Source organism: uncultured Sphaerotilus sp. (assembly GCF_963924895.1).
Lineage (GTDB): Bacteria > Pseudomonadota > Gammaproteobacteria > Burkholderiales > Burkholderiaceae_C > Sphaerotilus.
The window spans coordinates 41,316-56,338 of the sequence record NZ_CAWURG010000014.1 but is presented as its reverse complement, the minus strand read 5'-3'; the positions used below and the strand labels follow the sequence as shown (position 1 = coordinate 56,338).

16 protein-coding genes and 1 tRNA gene are annotated in these 15,023 nt (G+C 67.9%); 4 read left to right on the top strand and 13 right to left on the bottom strand.

Features of this window, described 5'->3' with window-relative positions; genetic code table 11:
- Positions 1-17: 17 nt before the first annotated feature.
- Positions 18-965: an AbrB family transcriptional regulator gene (locus AABN02_RS05545; RefSeq protein ID WP_338413920.1), complete on the top strand. Its 948-nt coding sequence runs from the start codon at positions 18-20 to the stop codon at positions 963-965.
- Here the strand turns inward: AABN02_RS05545 and AABN02_RS05540 are convergent.
- From AABN02_RS05540 to AABN02_RS05525, 4 genes are all read right to left on the bottom strand, one after another.
- Entirely contained in the window at positions 962-2,770 is a 1,809-nt protein-coding gene (locus AABN02_RS05540) for an ATP-binding protein (RefSeq protein WP_338413919.1), read from the bottom strand. The genes AABN02_RS05545 and AABN02_RS05540 overlap by 4 nt on opposite strands.
- A 108-nt stretch (positions 2,771-2,878) precedes the next feature.
- A complete protein-coding gene (gene lysM, locus AABN02_RS05535; protein WP_338413918.1) occupies positions 2,879-3,388 on the bottom strand; it encodes a peptidoglycan-binding protein LysM in 510 nt (169 codons plus the stop codon).
- Positions 3,389-3,564: 176 nt separating this feature from the next.
- On the bottom strand, positions 3,565-4,824 hold the full coding sequence (locus tag AABN02_RS05530; RefSeq protein ID WP_338413917.1) for an alkaline phosphatase family protein: 1,260 nt from the start codon (positions 4,822-4,824) through the stop codon (positions 3,565-3,567).
- A 91-nt stretch (positions 4,825-4,915) separates the two neighbouring features.
- Positions 4,916-4,991 (bottom strand) — tRNA-Arg (locus AABN02_RS05525).
- A 150-nt stretch (positions 4,992-5,141) separates the two neighbouring features.
- Between AABN02_RS05525 and AABN02_RS05520 the strand changes: the two genes are divergently transcribed.
- Entirely contained in the window at positions 5,142-5,663 is a 522-nt protein-coding gene (locus AABN02_RS05520; RefSeq protein WP_338413916.1) for a c-type cytochrome, read from the top strand.
- 79 nt (positions 5,664-5,742) lie between these two features.
- Here the strand turns inward: AABN02_RS05520 and AABN02_RS05515 are convergent, their stop codons facing one another.
- Genes AABN02_RS05515 through purU form a run of 4 tightly spaced genes read right to left on the bottom strand, consistent with a single transcriptional unit; the run spans position 5,743 to position 8,663 of the window.
- A complete protein-coding gene (locus tag AABN02_RS05515; protein ID WP_338413915.1) occupies positions 5,743-6,282 on the bottom strand; it encodes a DUF2946 family protein in 540 nt (179 codons plus the stop codon).
- Positions 6,283-6,297: 15 nt separating this feature from the next.
- Complete coding sequence (locus AABN02_RS05510) at positions 6,298-7,302, bottom strand: alpha/beta fold hydrolase (RefSeq protein WP_338413914.1); 1,005 nt, start codon at positions 7,300-7,302, stop codon at positions 6,298-6,300.
- A 1-nt stretch (position 7,303) separates the two neighbouring features.
- Positions 7,304-7,753, bottom strand: a complete 450-nt coding sequence (locus tag AABN02_RS05505) for a nuclear transport factor 2 family protein (protein WP_338413913.1) — start codon at positions 7,751-7,753, stop codon at positions 7,304-7,306.
- 25 nt (positions 7,754-7,778) lie between these two features.
- Positions 7,779-8,663: a formyltetrahydrofolate deformylase gene (gene purU / locus AABN02_RS05500; RefSeq protein WP_338413912.1), complete on the bottom strand. Its 885-nt coding sequence runs from the start codon at positions 8,661-8,663 to the stop codon at positions 7,779-7,781.
- A 26-nt stretch (positions 8,664-8,689) separates the two neighbouring features.
- On the opposite strand from purU, the gene AABN02_RS05495 reads away from it, so the two are divergent.
- Positions 8,690-9,394 carry a sigma-70 family RNA polymerase sigma factor gene (locus tag AABN02_RS05495; protein WP_338413911.1) on the top strand — a complete coding sequence of 235 codons (705 nt, stop codon included), beginning with the start codon at positions 8,690-8,692 and terminating at the stop codon, positions 9,392-9,394.
- 3 nt (positions 9,395-9,397) lie between these two features.
- Positions 9,398-10,099 (top strand): anti-sigma factor, encoded by a 702-nt coding sequence (locus AABN02_RS05490; RefSeq protein ID WP_338413910.1) that lies wholly within the window; start codon positions 9,398-9,400, stop codon positions 10,097-10,099.
- On the opposite strand, the gene waaF is transcribed toward AABN02_RS05490, so the two are convergent.
- From waaF to AABN02_RS05465, 5 genes are read right to left on the bottom strand one after another with little or no spacing between them, the layout of a single operon-like run.
- Positions 10,084-11,133 carry a lipopolysaccharide heptosyltransferase II gene (waaF, locus tag AABN02_RS05485; RefSeq protein ID WP_338413909.1) on the bottom strand — a complete coding sequence of 350 codons (1,050 nt, stop codon included), beginning with the start codon at positions 11,131-11,133 and terminating at the stop codon, positions 10,084-10,086. The genes AABN02_RS05490 and waaF overlap by 16 nt on opposite strands.
- A 19-nt stretch (positions 11,134-11,152) precedes the next feature.
- Positions 11,153-11,365: a zinc-finger domain-containing protein gene (locus tag AABN02_RS05480; RefSeq protein ID WP_338413908.1), complete on the bottom strand. Its 213-nt coding sequence runs from the start codon at positions 11,363-11,365 to the stop codon at positions 11,153-11,155.
- A 31-nt stretch (positions 11,366-11,396) separates the two neighbouring features.
- Positions 11,397-12,320: a branched-chain amino acid transaminase gene (locus tag AABN02_RS05475; RefSeq protein ID WP_338413907.1), complete on the bottom strand. Its 924-nt coding sequence runs from the start codon at positions 12,318-12,320 to the stop codon at positions 11,397-11,399.
- 21 nt (positions 12,321-12,341) lie between these two features.
- Positions 12,342-14,198, bottom strand: a complete 1,857-nt coding sequence (locus AABN02_RS05470) for an ATP-binding protein (RefSeq protein WP_338413906.1) — start codon at positions 14,196-14,198, stop codon at positions 12,342-12,344.
- Complete coding sequence (locus AABN02_RS05465) at positions 14,182-14,988, bottom strand: response regulator transcription factor (RefSeq protein WP_338413905.1); 807 nt, start codon at positions 14,986-14,988, stop codon at positions 14,182-14,184. The genes AABN02_RS05470 and AABN02_RS05465 overlap by 17 nt, the downstream gene beginning before the upstream one ends.
- Between the last annotated feature and the right edge of the window lie 35 nt (positions 14,989-15,023).

Below are 15,023 nucleotides of genomic sequence, written 5' to 3'. Positions count from 1 at the left end.
ACACCCCGCTGCCCTGGATGATCGGCCCGCTGCTGTCCACGGCGGCGCTGTCGATCGCCGGGGCGCCGCTGCTGTCCTCGCGGCGGCTGCGCAATGGCGGGCAGTGGATCGTGGGCACGGTGCTCGGGCTGTACTTCACCCCGGCCGTCGCAGCGCAGTCGCTCGCGCTGGCGCCGTGGATGCTGCTGGGTGCGCTGTGGGCGCTGCTGATGGGCTACCTGTTCGGGCGCTGGCTGCTGTGGTCGCAGCCGGCGGGCACGGTCGATGCCACGACCGCCTACTTCGCCTCCGTCATCGGCGGCGCGTCCGAGATGGCGGCGTTTGCCGAGCGGGTCGGCGCGCGGGTCGATCTGGTCGCGGCGGCGCACTCGCTGCGGGTGATGCTGGTGGTGCTCGTCATCCCCTTCGGCTACCAGGGGCTGGGGCTGCACGGGCACGATCCGGCGGCCCTCTCGCGCGTCGGTGTGCAGCCACTTGGGCTGGTGCTGCTCGGACTCGCGACCGCGGCCGGCGCGCTGGCGATGCACGCGCTGCGGCAGCCCAATCCGTGGGTGCTGGGCTCACTGCTGGTTGCGCTGGGGCTGACTGCGAGCGGCGTCGAGCTGAGCGCCATCCCCGGCTGGCTGTCCGCCACGGCGCAGCTCTCGATCGGCATCTCGCTGGGCACGCGCTTCACGCCCGCCTTCCTGCACACCGCCCCGCGCTGGCTCGCCGCCACGGCCATCGGCACGCTGGCGATGATCGCCGCGTCAGCCGGCTATGCCTGGCTCGTCGCGCAGGCTGCGGGGCTGGTGCCGGCCACGGTGCTGCTGGGCAACTCGCCGGGCGGGATTGCGGAGATGTGCATCACGGCCAAGGTGCTGGACCTGGGGGTGGCGGTGGTGACCGGGTTCCACGTGGTGCGCTATGTGATCGTGCTGGTGCTGACGGGGCCGATCCATGCGCGCTTCGTCCGACCGCGCTAGAAAGTCTGCAGATCTGGCGGCGACAGAGGGCCCGCAGCATGGAACAGGGCATGGAGCAAATCAAGCTTCTCCCGAACCTCGGGGACCAGGGTGGCGGGATCGACCAGTTCGACCAGTCGGTGCAACTCGCCCTTGGTCAACAGCATTCCACCGCCGATCTTCTGTGCCAGCCGTCTGAAGAATTCCTCGGCCAGAGCGCTGAGCTTCGTGCTCTGCGTTTTGGCATCCCAGATCAGACGCCGTGCAGCCTCGGAAGAATCGGCCCACAGCTGGAAATCGGCCACTTGGCCCTCGAACACGGTCTCGAGCACCAAGGCATCCAGCACTTCGTCGATGTCGGGTTCGTGGCTGTCGAACAGCGGCAATCCCGCGTAGCAGGACAAGGCATGGCGTCGCAGCACGTCGGGTGTCACGAAATAGTTCTCGGCCTCGTAACGACGCCAGTACGCCAAGGTCAGGCGGCCCTCCACGCTGGACGCGCGGGAACGCCCGTCGTTGTCGAGGATGGCCAGCCCTTTGAGATTGGGCAGCATCTCCTGGAGTCCCTTGAAGTGCTCACGCGGCGTGATCCCGAAACCGCCTTCGACACGTTCCAGTTCGCTGTCCTGCGATCGACCAGGGAAGTTGTTCTGCACGTAGAAGGAGTTGATGCGCTCATCCCAGATTGCTGCCACCGGGTGTTGCATCCGCTCGGCAAATGCCCGCAGCATGTCCACGTCGGTGCCGCCTTCCACGTAGAGCACATAGCCACGCTCCCGCGCCTTGATGTAGTGATCGGCACCAAAGTGCTTGAGGCTGTTGCGAATGGCAGGCTTGCGCGCCAGGTCATCGGCGCGGCCGTCCAGCAACAGGGTCAGATTGATGTCGAGCGCCTCATCCAGGATGACCTCCGAGTGCGTCACCATGACCACCTGGGAGTGGTTCTCCGAGGCGATGTCGCGCAGCAGGACATACACCTGCTTCTGCCTCAGGATTTCCAGGTGGGCATCCGGCTCATCTACCAGCAGCACGCTGCCTTTGTGCGAGTACAGGTACGCGAAGATCAGCAGCATCTGCTGAAAGCCTCGTCCGGACGAGGACACGTCCAGCGCCTCGCGCACCCCCGGCTGCTTGTACCGGAGATCAATGGCCCCGCGGGATGTTTCCTTCGGCTGGTCCAGCGTCACATTGAACAGCCGCTGCATCAGCTTCACGATGCGCTGCCAGTCCTCGGGAGCACTCTTCTCGACCATGAGGCACAGATTGCGTAGCACTTGCGCCGTCTGGCCCTGGCCGAGCAGCACGTTGATGCGTCCGGGCTGCATGATTGGCTCCTCCGTCTCCAGACCAGACATTGGATAGAGAAGCTCGACTTTCAGCCCTGCAGCGAATGCCAGCAGACCCAAGTTGGTCACTACATCCTCGCCGGGTGCGCAATAGACGAGTTCATCTCCTTGATTGCGGAATCGCATTGGCAGGGCATGCACATGCCCTTCGAACTCAACCCCCACAGTAATGGTCATTGGGATGTCCTTCTGTACAGCCCGGACAACCGTGTTGTGCCAAAAGAAGCGGGTGCGATGGACCGGCAGGGAAAAGATGTTCAACCGATTCAGCGCGGCGGCAGTGCGCTCCTTTGGTGACGCGTCTCTTCTCAATTCATACCAAGTCGCAACAGCTTGCGCCCAGAGTGCGAGCGCCTGAAGCACGCTCGTCTTGCCGCAATTATTGGGTCCAATAAGAACGGCAGGATGGTCAAGTTCAATGCGCTGTCGATCACCAAACCGCTTGAAGTTTTCGATTTCCAGGTAGTGCAGCAGACGCATGGGACTCAGCTCCGTCAAAGTGGATCGATTTTGACGGACAGAAGGTTCCGTACGACGAAAAACGGCGACCGATCGCTCGGTCGCCGTGGTGCAGCGGGTGGTGCCGCGTCAGGCCGGGATGCGCAGCACCTGGCCCGGATAGATCTTGTCCGGGTGGCTCAGCATCGGCTTGTTGGCCTCGAAGATCTTCGGGTAGAGGTTGGCGTTGCCGTACTCGGCCTTGGCGATGCCCGACAGGTTGTCGCCGCGCACGACGGTGTGCCAGCGCGATTCGTCGGCCGGCGTGGTGACGGTCAGCTTGTCGTTGACGGCGGTGACGCCGGCGACATTGCCGCAGCACAGCAGGACCTTTTCCTTGGTGGCCTGGTCGGACGCACAGCCGGAGACGGTGGCCTGGCAGGTGTTGCCGTCAAAGGCGACCTGCAGACCATCGACGTTCAGGCCCTGGGCGCCGATGTACTTCTCGATCGCAGCGGCTGCGCCAGCGTTGGCCGAGGCCAGCTTTTCCTGCGCGGCCACCGGATCCGGAGCGGTCGCGGCTTCAGCGGCGGCTTTTTCCGGGTTGTTGCTGCCGAAGAGCTTCTCGCCGGCATCCTTGATGAAACTCATCAATCCCATGGTCTTGATTCCTTCTGCGTCTGCATCTGCATCGGTGGGTACACAACGTGCCTTCGCGGCGCGTCCACGTGGGTTATAGACGCACTGCGCTCACCTGACAAGCGTGACTTGTTTCACCTTAATCAGCCCCATACCGCGGTATAGGCGCAGCAAGGAGACTGCAAAGGAGCGGCCAATCATCGGACAGCGGGCTGTTCGGTCAGGGGCTGGCCCCGGCCGAACACATCGGTGATCGGGCGCAGGTTGGCGTGTTCGCGCTCGCAGGCGGCGCGGTCTTCGGTGCAGGTGGCCAGGAAATCGCGGCGAAACGACTCCAGCAAGCCCTGCTCGTGCAGCACGGTGGCCAGCACGTTGAGCGCGTCGATGCGCTCGCCGTAGACCCCCGGGCGCACGCCCGCGCCGTGGAACAGCGTGGCGACGGTGTGGCGGCCGGTGCGGTAGCCATCGCCTTGCGAGGTGTCGGTGGAGCCGTCCTCGTCGAAGGTGACGATGAGCAGGCTGTTGTGCGTGCGCGCCCAGGTGGCGTAGGGGCCGATGTGGCGGTGCAGCCAGTCGTCGGCGTCGGCCAGGGAGGCACTGTGGGCGTCGTGCTGCTCGTCGGGCACGACGAGGGAGACGGTGGGCAGCGCCGAGAAGTCGAGCGGACGGCCGTGTTCGTCTTCCATGAACCCGCGCCAGCGGCGGCCGCTCGGGTCCTGCGTGGCCCGGAAACCGAGGTTCACATCGACCGGCAGCAAGAAGCGGCGCTGCGCCTCGGGCACGGCGCGCGGGGTGTGCGCGGGGCCGAAGTCGATCCAGTTGACCGCCGGGTTGTGCTTGCGGCGGTAGTGGTCGGTGAACGGGCTGACGTCGCCCTCGCCGTCCCACAGCGGGTGCGGCAGGCTCTCGGAGAAGCTCAGGAAGGTCTTGCCGGCCTGGCGCAGCGCGGCGCCGAGGTTGGCAGTGCTGAAGGGGCGGCGCTCGGCGGGCACCAGTCGGTTGCCGATGCCGGAGGTCTGGTCGTCGCGCTTGCCGGGCAGCGCATCGCCGTTAGTGGCCATGCGCACGTCGCCGCGGTAGGGCGAGGTCGGATCGAGGAACCACGCCGGCAACACGCCCTGGTGGCTGGCCGAGAACAGAAAGAGGTAGTTCGGCTGGCTGGGACGTGCCGACAGCGGCCCCTTGAAGCCGGTAGGGATGCGGCGGTACGGGGTTTCGGACGCATAGGCGTTGGAGAAACGCGCTCCATGCTGCGGGTCGTTGGCGAGGCCGTTGAGGAAGGGCATCGCCGGGTTGCCCCAGATGCGCTGCTCGCCGCCGGCGTCGGCCGAGCGGTTCTCGAGCACGACGACGACGATGTGGTCATACGGCGCGGCGCTGGCCGCCGCGGTCCACCCCGCCAGTGCGGCCGCCAGAACGGCGCCCCAGGCCAATCGCTTCGCTGCTGTCACAGGCATCACAGGCACTCCGGCATCGCATCCATCGCAGGAAAAACCGCCCCACAAGCGAAAACGCCAACCGGTGGCGGTTGGCGTTTCACGGATCGGGTGGTGCGCCCGGCTGGGATCGAACCAGCAACCCTTGGCTTCGGAGGCCAATACTCTATCCATTGAGCTACGGGCGCAGCGAATGCGATTCTAGCAGTTATCGCAACGCAGCATGCACGCAACACGGGCCAACTGCATCCGGCCCTTATAATTCGATGGTTTTGCGCACCCTGCCTGCCCTGCACGCGAACAGTGCCCACACCGCGTTCAACAGCCCTGAGGAATCCATGAGCCAAGCCCACGACGAGCACGAAAGCCCGATCAAGACCCCCAAGCAACTCATCCTGGCGGTGATCTTTGCCTTTGTTGTGCCCATCTTAGCCATTGTCCTGCTGGTGAAGAACGTGGGCAGCGACAGCCGTGCAGGGGCGGGGGCCGATGCCCTGAGCGCCGAAGCCACGGCCGCGCGCATCCAGCCCGTAGGGGCGGTGAACATCAAGCTCGAAGGCGGCCCGCTGAAGTCGGGCGAGGAAGTGTTCAAGGGCCAATGCGCAGCCTGCCACACCGCTGGTCTGGCCGGTGCGCCGAAGTTCGGTGACGCCGCAGCCTGGGGTCCGCGTGTCGGCCAAGGCTACGAAGCCCTGCTGACCTCGGCCCTCAAGGGCAAGGGTGCCATGGGCGCCCAGGGTGGCGGCGATTTCAGCGACATGGAAATCGGCCGTGCCGTGGTCTACATGGCCAACGCCGGTGGCGCCAAGTTCGAAGAGCCGAAGGCGCCCGCCGCCCCGGCCGACGCTGCATCGAAGTAATTCCGCAGTCCCGCCCGGTTCGCCGGATGGGACATGCACCAGGAAGCCGGTCACCGACCGGCTTTTTTCATGCCCGCGTTCAGGCAGACCGGTGCTGCTGCGGGCTCAGGTCGTAGCCGAAACGCACCGGCAAGTCCGCGAACGCCACCTCCTGCGGTACCCACACGCCGCCGACCACCGCATCCGCCGCAGTGTCCATGTCCGCAGAACGGACCAGCCCGAGGCCGAGCGGCGTGTGCAGGAAGAGGCGCCCGTGTTCGTCGACCAGCACCGCGTCCACCGAGGGCACCGGGCGGCCGGTGTGGGTCTCGACCTGGAAGGCGCCGTCGAGCCACTGGACACCGAAGACCCAGGGCGCGGCCTCCAGCTCGACAAACACCTTCTGCGGGCCATTCTGGAAAAACCAGCAGCCCACGGCATCAGCCTCGTAGTTGCGGCCAATGAATTCGCGCAGCTTGTCGTGCAGGATCCGGCTGCCCTTGACGCGCGGAAACGGCCCGGCCGCCTGCGTGCGGTCGTCGCGCATGTACCAGTCTCCCCGCGCATCGAGCGCGAGCCAGCCCCGGCAGTCGGGCACGTTGGGCCACTTCTTCAGGGCCGCCTTGACGATGTCATCCATGCGGCCGATCTTGCCTCAGCGCGGCGGCGCCGGCCAGCGGGATCCGAGTTGACCCTGCATCCAGCCCATCACCGCCCGCGGCAAGCCACGCACATCCCCAGGCGGGGGCCCGGACGCAAACCCGACATGGCCACCATGGTCGGGTTGCCACAAGGTGACGTGGCGGCCAACCTCATGGGCACCCGGCAGGCTCTCGGCAGGAACGAAGGGATCGTTGCGCGCATTGATGACCAGCGCGGGGATGCGGATCTCGGCCAGATGCGGCTTGGCAGAGGCACGGCGCCAGTAGTCCTCGGTGTCGCGGTAGCCGTGCAGCGGCGCGGTGAAGAGGTTGTCGAACTCGTAGAGGTTGCGCGCCTGGCGCATCCGGTCGGCGTCGAAGAGGCCGGGATGCTGCGCGAGCTTGGCCAGCGCCTTGGGCTTCATGGTGCGCAGGAACATCGGCGTGTAGAGGTGGCGGTTCAGGCCGCGCCCGATCGCGTGGCCAGCCGCGGCCAGATCGATCGGCGAACACACCGACGCCACCGCCTGCACCACGCGGTCCGCCTGCGCGCCCGACTCCTGCGCCCAGCGCAGCAGCGCATTGCCGCCCAGCGAAACGCCGACCGCAACGACCGGGCCGCTGCCGCCATGCGACGCGCGGATCCTGTCCAGCATCCAGCCGATCTCGACGTGGTCGCCCGAGTGGTAGGCGCGCGGCGCCAAGTTCAGCTCGCCCGAGCAGCCACGGAAATGTGGCACCGCGTAGCGCCAGCCATGGCGGCGCGCCCAGTCGGCAAACGCCAGCGCGTAGTGGCTGCGCGAGGAGCCTTCCAGCCCGTGGAACAGCACCAGCAGGCCCGCGCCCTGCCCGGCCGAATCCAGCCAGTCGATGTCGATGAAGTCGGCGTCGGGGGTGGTGTGGCGCTCGCGGCGGTAGGCGATGGGCGCGGTGGTGTCATGGCTGCGCGAGAACAGCGCCGGCCAGACCGTCTGCGCCTGACCGCCGGGCAGCCAGACAGGAGCGGGATCGAGCGTCAACTCAGTGCAGCATCGACGGTTCGTCGCTGAATTCCTGCACCTGGCGCGGACTGCCGGGGCTGGCATGGTGGGCGATCAGGCGCCAGCCCTGGGGCGTCTTCACGAAGATGTTGGTGGCCAGCACATAGGCCCGCTGCGGCCCTTCGGGCGTGGCCACGCGGATCTCTTCCAGCACATGGTGAACGGCAAAACCCCCGGCCACGATGCGGCGCACCTGCGAAACGCGGGCGTCGACGCTGCCATTGGCAAACAGGCTCTCGAAGGCCGAACGGATCGCCTGCGCCCCGACCAGCCGCGGCCCGCCCGGGTGGATGCAGGCGATGTCCTCGTCATCGGACCAGACGGACATCACCCGTTCGAGGTCGGCGTGCTGCAGGGCCTCGTAGAACTGGGCTTCGGTCTCATCGGGGGTGGCCATCAGGGCGGCCTGCAAGGGTTTGACGCGGGGCATGGAGATCCTGGCAGAGCCGGCGGTGTTATCGGAAAACGACCGTCTTGCGGCCGTTGAGCAGCACGCGGTGCTCGACATGCCAGCGCACGGCACGCGCCAGCACCACGCATTCGACATCGCGCCCGACGGCAGTGAAGTCCTCGGGGCTGAGCGTGTGGTCCACGCGCTCGACGTCCTGCTCGATGATCGGACCTTCGTCCAGGTCGGCGGTGACGTAGTGCGCGGTCGCACCGATCAGCTTCACGCCACGTTCGTGCGCCTGGTAATAAGGCTTCGCACCCTTGAAGCTCGGCAGGAAGCTGTGGTGGATATTGATCGCGCGGCCCTGCAGGAAGGCACAGAACTCGGGGCTGAGGATCTGCATGTAGCGCGCCAGCACCACGAGGTCGATCTCCTCGCGGGTGAAGAGCGCCTCGATCTGCTGCTCCTGCTCGCGCTTGGCGGCCGCGCTGCTGCCGGTGGGCAGCGGCAGGTGGTGGAAGGCAATGCCGTAGCTGGCGGCCAATTCGGCAAAGTCGGGATGGTTCGAGACGATGGCGGGGATGTCTACCGCGAGCTGCCCGCTCTTCCAGCGGAACAGCAGGTCGTTGAGGCAGTGGCCGTGCTTGCTGACCATCAGCATCAGGCGCGGCTTGCGCGCCAGGCTGCGGACCTGCGCGGTCATGCCGAACTGCTGGCGGGTGTGGCTGAAGAGGCGGTCCAGCGTGGCCGCGTCGCCCAGGTGTTCGGGTGCGTCGAAGTGGACGCGCATGAAGAACAGCCCGGTCGCGTCCTCGCCGAGGACATCGCCGAACTGCTGCGAGTCGATGATGTTGCAGCCCGCCTGGTAGAGCAGACCGGAGACGGCGTGGACGATGCCCTTGGCATCGGGGCACGAAAGGGTGAGAACAAAGTCGCGTTGCATCGGCATGGTGGGCCGGATTCTACGCAGCCACCATGGCGAGCGTGTGGCCTCTAGAATCCGCCGACTTCATCGAGGACCAGCGAATGGCGGCAACTTCCCCAGAACGTGCGCAGGAATTGGCAGATCTCCTCGCCAGAACAGGTCTGGGTGACCGAAATGCATTTTCCACGCTCTACCAGCGCACCAGCGCGCATCTGCTCGGGGTGATCCTGCGTATTCAACGTCAGAGAGATCTCGCCGAAGATCTCCTCCAGGAGGTCTACGTGAACGTCTGGCGCAGTGCATCGAGCTTTGATGCCAGCCGCGCCCAGGCGCTGACCTGGCTATCGAGCGTGGCGCGCAACCGCGCCATCGACAGCCTGCGCCGGCGCCAGACCGAACCGGAGACCGTCAGCACCCACCGCCCAGGGAGGGAGGATGAGGAAGACCACGACATGTTGCAGGATTTTGTCTCCGATGACCCCGATCCCCAGACGCTGTTCAGCAACGCCGTCGAAGCCCGTGCCGTGCGGGTCTGCATGGACGCCCTGAGCGCCGACCAGAAGCAGAGCCTGGCGCTGGCCTTCTACCAGGGCCTGTCGCACGCCGAGGTCGCCGAACAGATGACGCAGCCGCTGGGCAGCGTGAAGAGCTGGGTGCGCCGCGGCCTGCTGGCGCTGCGCAGCTGCCTGGAACGTGCCGGATTCGGTGGTGACACCGGCCCGGCCATCGCCACCATCACCGGACCGCGAGGCTGAGCCATGGACTACAGCCGCCATGAACTGAGCGATCGCCTGGCCGCCGAATACGTGCTGGGCACCCTGCGCGGAGGCGCGCGCCGCCGTTTCGAGACCCTGTTGCCGGCGCATCCACGGCTGCGGGATGCCGTCTGGCGCTGGCAGGACCGGCTGATGCCCCTGACCGAGAGCGTCCCGCCAGTGATGCCCTCGCCCAAGGTGTGGCAGAGCATCGAGCAGCGCCTGTTCAACGAGACCACCCCGGTGTCCACGCTGGCCGTGGCGCAGCAGAGCCTGACCCGCTGGTGGCAGCATCTGGGCCTGTGGCAGGGACTGGCCGGGGCGACGAGCCTGGCCACGCTGGCCTTGGCCGTGGCACTGACGCTGCCCGGCCCGGTGCAGCCGCCGGTCGTCGTGGTGATGGGCACCGACCAGGGGCCGGCGAGTTTTGTCGCCAGCGTCGGCGCCGATGGCCGCAGTCTGGTGCTCAAGCCGCTGGCGGGTGTGACGGTGACGGCCGCGCAGGCGCTGGAGCTGTGGGCCGTGCCGCCGAAGGGCGCGCCGCGCTCGCTGGGGCTGGTGTCGAACCAGGGCGCCACCACCGTGCTGCGCGAGCACCTGCTGCAGGGCACGGCCGCCTTCGCCGTCAGCGTCGAGCCGACGGGTGGCTCACCGACTGGCGCGCCGACCGGGCCGGTGGTCTCGGTGGGTCAGCTGGAACTCTGAGGCGCAGCGGCAGCCGTCTCGACCCGCGCCCACAGCGCCCGGCGGACCCGCTCGGGCGCGACCTCGGCGAGGCAACGCGTGTGGCCGAGCGGGCAGACCCGCTCGAAGCACGGCGCGCAGTCCAGCTTCAGTTCTTCCTTCAGCCAGATCACCTCGGCGCGGGCGTTCAGCGGCGGGGTGTGTTCGGGGCTGGTCGAGCCGAAGACGGCGACCTGCGGCAGACCGAAGGCCGCGCCGACGTGCATCAGGCCGGAGTCGTTGCTGACCAACCCGCGGGCGCCTGCGATCAGCGCCATCGCGGCGTCGAGCGAGGTCTTGCCGGCCAGCACGAGGCAGCCGGCGCCGGCCTGGCGGGCAATGTCTTCGGCCAGCGCCGCTTCCTTGCCCGAGCCGAGCAGGACAACCGGCTGACCGCTGTCCGCGTGCAGCGTGCGGGCCAGATCGGCGTAGTGCGCCGCGGGCCAGCACTTGGCGGGGCCGTACTCCGCGCCGGGGGCCAGCACCCAGTAGGCACCGGCCTGCAGGCCGTGGGTCTGCAAGACAGCCGCAACCCGCTCGGCCGGCAGGTGCATCACCGGATTGTTGGCGGCGTTCGCGGTCGAGGTCGCCGCCGCACCCTCACCCGCCAGCGCGCGGTAGAACGCCACCATCGGCGGGCGTTCTACCGTCGGAGCCGATCGGCGGTCGTTGAGCAGCAGGTAACGCCCCTCGCCGTGGTAGCCGACGCGGTGCGGAATCCGCGCGAACCACGGCAGCAGCGCCGACTTGAGCGAGTTGGGCAGGACGTAGGCGTGGTCGAAGCGGCCCCGCCAGCGGTGGCCCAGCGCGCGCCGGGCCTTCCAGTCGAGACGGCCGTGCGCGAAGGGCAGGTCGATCACCTCGGCCACCTCCGGCATCGCCCGGTAGACCGGCGACACCCAGGGCAGCGCGGCCACGCTCAGCACCTCGCCGCGGGCCGCCAGCGCGGCGACCAGCGGCTGGCTCATCACCGCGTCGCCGATCCACTGCGGCGCGATGATCAGCGACCGGTTCATGTCGGGCAGGTGGGCCGGCTCAGTGGTGGGCGTGGAAGGTCTCGCCGGCCTTCAGGCGGTAGACGGTGCCGCAGTAGGCGCACTTGCCTTCGCCGCTGTGGCTCAGGTCGATGTAGACCTTGGGGTGGTTGCTCCAGAGTTCCTGCTTCGGGTTCGGGCAGAACACGACGCCCGGCCCTTGCAGGTCCGAGGCGAGCACTTCCACGACGGCTGCGGCTTTGGTGTCACTCATGTCTTGATGCTCCTGATCGATGCTGTCCGGCTCAGACCGGGGTCAGCCACTCGGCGTACTTGGGATTGAGGCCGCCGACGATGTCGAAGAAGGCCGCCTGGATCTTCTCGGTGATCGGGCCGCGCGAGCCACAGCCGAGTTCGATCCGGTCGAGTTCGCGGATGGGGGTGACTTCCGCGGCGGTGCCGGTGAAGAAGGCCTCGTCGCAGATGTAGACCTCGTCGCGGGTGATGCGCTTTTCCACCACCTTCAGGCCCAGGTCGGCGCAGATCGAGAAGATCGTGTTCCGCGTGATGCCGTTGAGGGCGCCCGCCGACAGGTCCGGGGTGTAGACGACGCCGTTCTTGATGACGAACAGGTTCTCGCCCGCGCCTTCCGAGACGAAGCCGGACGCATCGAGCAGCATGGCCTCGTCGTAGCCGTCCTCGGTCGCTTCCATGTTGGCCAGGATCGAGTTGGTGTAGTTGCTCACCGCCTTGGCCTGCGTCATCGTGATGTTGACGTGGTGGCGGGTGTAGCTGCTGATCTTGACGCGGATGCCGCGCTTCAGACCTTCTTCACCGAGGTACGCACCCCACGGCCAGGCAGCGACCATCAGGTGGACGGTGTTGCCTTTCGGGCTGACGCCGAGCTTTTCCGAGCCGATCCAGGTCAGCGGACGCAGGTAGCAGCTCTCGAGCGCGTTCTCGCGCACGACCGTCTTCTGCGCCTCCATCACCTCCTCGAAGGAGTAGGGGATCTTCATGCGCAGGATCTTGGCCGAGTTGAACAGGCGCTCGGTGTGCTCGCGCAGGCGGAAGATCGCCGTGCCGTCCGGCGTCTTGTAGGCGCGCACGCCTTCGAACGCGCCGCAGCCGTAGTGCAGCGTGTGGGACAGGACGTGGATCTTGGCGTCGCGCCAGTCCACCAGTTGTCCGTCCATCCAGATCTTTCCGTCTCGGTCGTGCATCGACATGGTGATTTTTGCCTACATGAGCTACAGGTCGGGGTGCGAGATTGTACGGGTCGAGAGCTTGAAACTCACCATCGCCCGCAGCCGGTTGGGCGCCACCGGCCGGGCCAGCAGGTGGACACCGGGCTCGGTGGCCGTGGCGGTGGCGCCGTCGCCCTCCCCGTCACTCAGCAGCACGGCGGGCAGTGCCGCGCCAAAGACCTGCCGCAGCGCCTTGACGAGATCGACCCCGCCACGCTCCTGCGCCGGCGTGCGCCCGATCAGCACCAGATCCGGCAGACGGCCCTGGCTGGTGGACCAGTCGAGCACCTGGGTCGCATTGCAGAAGGCGCTGACCTGCGCGCCCCAGGCCCGCAGCATGGCGCCGGGGCCGTCCGGGCCGGTCTCCAGATCGGCGCCGACCAGCACCACGTGCCGCCCCGCCAGCGTCGGGCCGGTCCAGGCCGGCGCGGCCGCCAGCGGTGCGGCCGCCAGCTCTGCCAGTTCGCCGGGCTGCGCGGCGCTGCTCAGCGGCAGCAGCAGATTGAACACCGTGCCATGCCCCAGCCGCGAGCGCACCGTCAGCGGCGCCTCGAGCAGCGCGGCCAGTCTCCGCCCGATCGCCAGCCCGAGGCCGAGGCCCTTGCGCGGCGACAGGTCGGGACTGCGCGACGCGCTGACCTGGTAGAACTCGTCGAAGACGCTCGGCAGCAGGCGCTCGTCGATGCCGAGCCCCGTGTCCCAGACCTGGATCAGCAGGCGCCCGGAACGCGGACGGCAGCTCACCAGCACGCCGCCGTCCTCGGTGTAGCGGATGGCGTTGGACACCAGATTGCGCAGGATGCGTTCCACCAGCAGCGGATCGGCCCGCACCGCGTGCCGTCCGCCGACAAAGTCGAGCCCCAGCCCCTTGTCGAAGGCCTGCGGCTCGAAGTGCAGCTTCAGCCGCGCATACAGCTCGCGCATGTGGAACAGCTTCGGCTCCACCACGATGGCGCCGCTGTCGATGCTGGTCAGGTCCAGCAGCTTGTCGAACAGCGCCTCCAGCGCATCGACCGACTCGCCGATGCTGGCGATGGTCGCCTCCAGCACCGCGTCCTTGTTGCGCAGGCGCAGCGACTCGGTGAACAGCACCAGCGCGTGCAGCGGCTGGCGCAGGTCATGGCTGGCGGCGATGAAGAACTGCGTGCGCGCGCGGGTCGCGGCCTCGGCTTCGAGGCGGGCCTCCTCCGCGATGTCCTTCTCGGCGGCCAGCTGCGCGGCCAGCAGCTCGGAGCCGCGCTTGAACGAGAGCAGCTGGAGAAAATGCTTGCGCTGGTGGTGCCCCGCCAGCGCGACGCCGAGGACCACGCCAGTCACCGCCAGCGCACCCGCCCAGGGCGGCGGCGGCAGGGTGGGCACGCCCGCTGCGGGCAGGACAAACAGCTGCCAGACCGTTGCCGCCGCCATGAACCCGATGCCGATCAGCGTCACCAGATGCCCGCCCGCCGCCGAGCCGATGGCCAGGCAGGCCAGCAGCGCCAGCAGCGCGGCGCGCTGCAGGTCATTGCCCAGCGGGTAGAGCCAGAGCATGGCCAGCGCCCACACGCCCGAGCCGGACAGGGTCGACCAGGCCCAGCGGCGCTGCCACATCGGCCAGTCGGTCAGCGGCGGCTCGGGCTGGGCGACATGGGCGCGGTGCAGGCGCCAGCGCCACGCCCAGACCAGTGCAGCCAGCAGCAGCCAGCCGGACAGGGCATTGAGCCGCAGTGCGTTCGGCGCCAACAGGAACAGCAAGGCGATCAGGCCCGCCGCGACACCCTGTCCGAGCAGGCTGGCAGGGAGCTGGTCGTAGAGGTTGCGGACATGGTCCGGCAGGGCTGGCGGTGGCGCCGGCACCACCGGCTCAGCGCAGGGACGCATCACGGGGCGCCGCCGCAAGGCCCGAGGACAGCGGCATCCGGCTGACCACCGCCACCGCCTGCGTGCGCGAGTTGACCCCGAGCGTGCGCAGGACGGCGGCCACATGGTCCTTGACCGTCTCGACCGAGATGGCGAGGTCGCGCGCGATGATCTTGTTCGACTTGCCGTCCAGCAGCAGCGCCAGCACCTCGCGCTGCCGCGGCGTGAGGCCCAGGCGTTCGAGCATCGCGTCGCGCTCGGCGGCCTCGCTGGCCAGGCGCCGCGCATCGACACGGCGGTGTTCGGACGATGGCCGGTCGTCGCCGAGGCAGCCCCCCAGCCCACCCGCCATCAAGGCCCCCACCCCCGTGCTGGACAGGCCGTTCGACAAGGCCATGGGCAGGGTCGTGTCACCCAGGTTGAGCGTCATCGGCGGCACGTAGATGCCCCCGGACATCACCAGGTGCAGGGCCTCGAACAGCAGCTCGTTGCTGGCCCGCTTGGGCACGAAACCCATTGCGCCGCAGTCGATGGCCCGGATCATGTCGCCCGCCCGGTCGGACGCCGAGACCACCACGACCGGCAGGGCCGGATAGCCCATGCGCAATTCGCCCAGCACGTCGAAACCGCTGGCGTCATCCAGATGCAGGTCGAGCAGCACCAGATCGAAATCGGAGTCACGGCGCAGCAGTTCGCGGCATTCGGCGGCCGTCTCCACGCCGATGGCCTCCACATTGGCGCCCAGGCCCAGGATCACGCTCTGCATCGCCGACAGGATCAGCGGATGGTCATCGATCAGCAGCACCTTCATCGAACACTCCACGGGCCAGCACGTACGCGTTGGGT